Origin of the sequence: Zooshikella harenae (genome assembly GCF_018837975.1) — a bacterium.
GTDB lineage: Bacteria > Pseudomonadota > Gammaproteobacteria > Pseudomonadales > Zooshikellaceae > Zooshikella > Zooshikella harenae.
In genome coordinates this window covers 1-5,131 of record NZ_JAGSOY010000137.1, presented here as the reverse complement: position 1 = coordinate 5,131, position 5,131 = coordinate 1, and the positions used below count along the sequence as shown (strand labels likewise).

The window sequence follows — 5,131 nt, the reverse complement described above, 5'->3', positions numbered from 1 at the left end:
GATACCTTCCTCACTGAGTTCTAATCTCTTCAAATCTGTTAACTTGGCGCGAATTGTAAAATCATATGGAAAACTGTCACTCATGGAGGCACCTATGCCATTTCTCATATCCGAACCAGAACCCCACTGCAAGTCACAATAAACGGTTCCATATCCTTTTATTACAGCATAATCACTACTTATCGATTCAACGTGATAGCTATCAAGTTCAGAATAATCAACGGTTGTATGCGTTGACAAAATATCCAAATCATCAAAAGTCGTACTTACGAACTCAGATATTAGAGCCTCATCAATTTCACCTGCGACATGCAACTTTACCTCTTCCCTCAAACCTTCGATAAGCGTCAAAATGCTATCCATTACATCTAAGACTTGTGAGGCTAATGCTTCACATAAAACATCTCCGATATTAAAGCGCTTTTCTCGAAGGTGAGTATGCTCATTTAACTCCCGAAAACGTTTAGAGAAATCTTTCAATTTATCTTCGATAAATTCCTTATCATCCTCTTCATCAAGCCCGAGTAACTCAAAGACCTTTTCATCCGTGAAGCCACCCTGAATTGAATACTTCACTCTTTGCGCCCTAGTTACACCACCTTCTTTATCAGTTTCATTCTTATACCAGTGGCAATTAAGAACGTCTTCATCTGATGAGTATTTTGCGAGTATTAGAGTAATAATTTCTCGCATACAGTAAGCGAAGTTGTTAAATCGTAAGGGGTTACCTTTGTCGCTTAAATTATTAAGTGCTGCCAGAAACAAATCTCGCTCAAATCCTACCCCCAAGTGTTCGAGAATTTTGATGCTATTTGCATTATTGATCAAATGCCTGTAAATCACTGTCCGATTGTGTTTCAAAGAGCGAAATCCTTTATTCTGTTTACGCCTTTGTACCTTGGCCATTTTTTTTCGCCTTCTTCGAGACAACCTAATTTCTTTTCTGGCTTTATTCATCGTAGCCTGAACCTACTGGAGACCTAACTATTAATGAACGTCACTCTGACTCGACTTTGGCCATCATTCAATACACATGACAGCTAAAAATAAGCTATTAGAAACAACAGGTTAGAATTAATTCATATCATGGTTTTCATTAGACATGAGTTAATTCAGGTTATAAACACTAACTGTATTGCTTTACCTGCAATGCCTTAGCTTCTAAATGGCCAAAGTCGAGAAAGAGTTAAAATAAAAATGATTACTAATCAAATAATTTCCCACTTGATTAACCCTCAACACACAAAACCATATTGTCATACACTCTTGGCTAATGACTGTAAAAAATTTTGATTTAACCCTACCCCTCAGGTAATCACTATGAAAGAGATAATATGTGATAATAAATGGCTTGCTATCTTTTCTGAAGCAATCGATTTACTTGGAGAGGGTGAATTCCTAATGGAAAAGAGCCAATCTTGGTGCTCTTGGACAACATTTGATCGTCTTAAATGTTGGGACTGTGATTACTGGAACGCCGGCTTACCCAAAAAGTCAGATCTGTCTATAACAGGCATTTCTGATGGTAGTGTTTGGGGACAACCATTCAAGTACTCATCCATTGCTCACATCATTTTGCCAAAAAGGTTTTGTACTGATATGGGGGTAGTAAAAGAGCAAAATATTCAGCAGTTAAAACTGCCACTTATGAAAATTAACGTACCTTACAATATGAATGAGTACCTTTTAGAGATAAAACTATTTTAGAGTACCCGCTTTATTTAAATCGATATGTACTCGGTGAACCATATGCTTGCCAAAATAATAGCTAGTTTGACTGTTATTTTAACCTTTAATACAATAAAAGGTTATGGCCATGTAATTCAAGAACAAGAAACGCTTAAAACATTAGAAAGTATTTCTTTAGCACTTGAGTTATTCAAGCTTGACTTGGGTTATTATCCATGTACTGAAGATGGTGGTTTATTACATTTAACAGAAAACAAAACTCATTCAAAAGCCTGGTTAGGCCCCTATCTACCAAAACAATATACTGATGCATGGGGAAACAATTTTCAGTATAAGTTTTATTGTAAACAAAAGAATAAAATATTTCTGCTTTACTCAATTGGAAAGAATAAAGTAGATGATTCAGGAAATGGAGATGATATAGTTATCCCCCCATGGAAGTAACGATATCATCCAGTATAAAAGCTACCACCATAATTTTTACTATCAAGAGAATGTCTATGTATCCTAGTGGCAACCTCTCTACATTAGCAATAACTAAAAAAAGCCATCAAACTACTTCGAGTGAGATATACTATCTAACAGAAGCTAGGGTCAGACGCCAAGGCCATCCTAGCTTACAAAAGCTACAGCAAGTACGACTGTTTCAATAGGCACATCAATTGTATTAATTAAAACTTTTATAAAATAACTCATGATTACACAGCACAGTGAATCATCAAGGTTAGTTTACTCCTGCAACAATCAGGAAAAACATGAAGAAAAAAATTAGAATTTTTCAAGCAACATGCTTTCTTTCCTGCCCATTAGTTATATTTCCAGTAGTATTTCTATCTGGTGAACTCACTGGATTACTCGCTTTTGCCCTGACCACTATAACTCTTGTACTAGTGTCACACTTTACTTTTAGATGCCCATTCTGTCGTAATTCTATATTTAAGCAACCAAATGGAGAGCATATATACTGGTATCGAGGTAAATGTAGATACTGTGGGAAAAAACTAGATGAATAATATAAGCTCATGATTACATATAGCTAGCGGAAAGGTTATGCGAATTAATTATTACAAATCAAACTCGGTAGCAGGCTTAACCATGCTACCTTCATACCTTTTTTTGGCACTACTATGCACAAAAATCAGCTTATTATGGTGGCTGCTTTCCCTAATAGTTGGTTTATTTATAATCTCAATCATATATTCTAACTATATAGAGCTCTTTACGCCTAAAAAACAATTTAAGATTCTCCCCCTAATAATATTATTTTCAATACAGACTATAATATATTTCTCAGTACTTTATTTTCTTAGTTTCAACTAACAAACCTATCCCTAGCAACTTTTTTATTTCACCCAGCGCAACCAAAACTACTTAAACCACTTCTCGCATATATGGCAGCATAGCCCTCCAACCTTGACTCAATTCAGGCTCAAACGTGTATAGGTTTGCGGCTTGTAAACAGATTAGGCCAGACCCCAGATAAAACGGATTTATGCCTCAGAAGAAATGAGTAAAAAACTCTATTTTTATAGACTAAAAGTTAACTGCTGGTGCGGTGTATAGGGGTGGAAATTTTATGCGTCTACCGTGGGGGGTTTTGTTGCGATCGGTAATAATTCTGTAGGAAGGACCCATCAATGTAAGCACTGTAAAACAAGCGTATTATAAAGTCAACCATTTTATTATAAATTTATTTAAAAAATATTATGGCGTTACTATACTAAAATTTTCCACCCAAATTAACTCACATGACCCTCCTCCCGTATCCGTTCGAGTCACAGAGCTTCTCCATCGCCAACCATCATTAGCCTCTACATTCACTAAACTGCCTATTAACTGAATGATGTCCCCTTTTTTAACTGATTTTAACGCATCTTCAACAAACTCATTGGCAGGAATCATATGCATATTAGCACTTGATGTTTCTATTTCTCGACGAGGAATGGGATAGGCATCGGTTCGCCAATAATACCAACGATTTGACTGAGAAAATGTAATATTATTTATAACACTCTCATCTGACATTCTGCCCCATCCTAAGGCTAAATCAACCGGTGATAAATCTGTTTCTCGTCCGAGTGAATAATTCTTTTTTGAAAGCACTTTGGCTTTTAATTTAAAGGACGCAATTTCTGTTAAGGTATATCCATTAACCTGAAATGTTTTTGCTACGCTTTTTGTCTTTTGTTCTGGGGCATCAGTTGCGTAAACACCCGGCCCTATCGAGACTTCCCCCTCCTTGAAAAATAAAAACCATACAACAATTGCTGAAACAATCAGTATGATATATTTTTGCATTACCAATAAGCTCCATTATTGCAGTGCTTTCAACAAGTCAGATTTACTTTACAAGTGTAGTGTTCAATAACACGCCTCACAATCAATTGAGCCTCGCCTGTCGCCAAGCGCATAATCCCATAGGTAGCACCCAGTTCATAACTGACTGAATATAAGAGAAATGACGCTACTTTCAGCGTTGATACAAAGCGTACTCGTATGATGAGTACCCTCTAGACTTATCGATATGTCTAAGCAGAGAGCAGTTTAGGGTCCGTCATTCGTCCGCACAGTATGCGGGAGAATGCCCTATCCTCTCCCACTCCAACCTTAGTCTGCTCAGTATGAGTGTGTTCACAAGGGTCCACATTCGTATCCACAATGTGGACGGTAATCTCGTTAGTCACTTATAGCGCCAAGCTTCCATAAAGCATATGTCGAGTAGACATACCCCTTAATGCTTATGAACATCAGCCAACATATACCTTCTCCTACGCACATTGTGCGTACGAATAGGTCGATATCCCTTATATCCAATTCATTTATGTCTTGTATCGTCTACCTTTCACAAAGGTCGCCACATTGAGGAGAGCCTTTTAAACCGCAAGCTATCACGATTGATAGATAACTCATGGGTTCAAGCGCTCATGCACACATTGTGTGCCTCAAGCTCTTTTATTACTATTTCAAACCCACCGTTGATAGGAGTCTGTATTTCACCGACCCACTTACGCATCAGTCAGCGATTAACTCCGACTCCAGTTGAAAAGGTGTCATAAGCATTCACTGCGATCCTATTAACATAAAGTGGACCAAACTTAAAAACCTAATGACTTTCAAGCTCAATTAGCTTTTGAGAAAACAATGAGTATTTCTTCAATATGAGCTTTGTAAATTATTTTTTATTTTCATTCTCTATGTTCAACGCATGAAAAACACTGGGCACATCAGCTTGCCATGAACTTAATATAAAAGAAGCAATTAAGCCTTCAATGTCCGTCAAAATTCCCATACCAACAGCACTATATATTGGAAGCCCAACACTACCTGTAAGGAACAAATGAACAAATCCTATGAAAAGTGTTATGCCCCCCATAACTTCGCACTGTACATATGGTATGATGCACTTCTGCCAAACTTCCACTTATCATATATATGCCTGATA

The 5,131-nt window shown here is 37.1% G+C and carries 6 protein-coding genes; 2 read left to right on the top strand and 4 right to left on the bottom strand.

The genetic code is table 11. The features are described 5' to 3' along the window. On the bottom strand, positions 1-906 hold a 906-nt coding region (locus tag KCG35_RS23550), incomplete at its 3' end, for a pPIWI-associating nuclease domain-containing protein (RefSeq protein ID WP_215822302.1). A 414-nt stretch (positions 907-1,320) separates the two neighbouring features. Between KCG35_RS23550 and KCG35_RS23545 the strand changes: the two genes are divergently transcribed. Together KCG35_RS23545 and KCG35_RS23540 are read left to right on the top strand one after the other, a co-directional pair. Beyond that, positions 1,321-1,707, top strand: coding sequence for a hypothetical protein (locus tag KCG35_RS23545; RefSeq protein ID WP_215822301.1), 387 nt, complete (start codon positions 1,321-1,323; stop codon positions 1,705-1,707). 42 nt (positions 1,708-1,749) lie between these two features. Continuing rightward, positions 1,750-2,133: a type II secretion system protein GspG gene (locus tag KCG35_RS23540; protein WP_215822300.1), complete on the top strand. Its 384-nt coding sequence runs from the start codon at positions 1,750-1,752 to the stop codon at positions 2,131-2,133. Between the two features lie 1,260 nt (positions 2,134-3,393). Here the strand turns inward: KCG35_RS23540 and KCG35_RS23535 are convergent. The 3 genes from KCG35_RS23535 to KCG35_RS23525 form a co-directional block, all read right to left on the bottom strand. Further along, entirely contained in the window at positions 3,394-3,987 is a 594-nt protein-coding gene (locus KCG35_RS23535; RefSeq protein ID WP_215822299.1) for a hypothetical protein, read from the bottom strand. Positions 3,988-4,217: 230 nt separating this feature from the next. Beyond that, on the bottom strand, positions 4,218-4,373 hold the full coding sequence (locus KCG35_RS23530; RefSeq protein ID WP_215822298.1) for a hypothetical protein: 156 nt from the start codon (positions 4,371-4,373) through the stop codon (positions 4,218-4,220). Positions 4,374-4,861: 488 nt separating this feature from the next. After that, complete coding sequence (locus KCG35_RS23525; protein WP_215822297.1) at positions 4,862-5,062, bottom strand: hypothetical protein; 201 nt, start codon at positions 5,060-5,062, stop codon at positions 4,862-4,864. Positions 5,063-5,131: the final 69 nt, after the last annotated feature.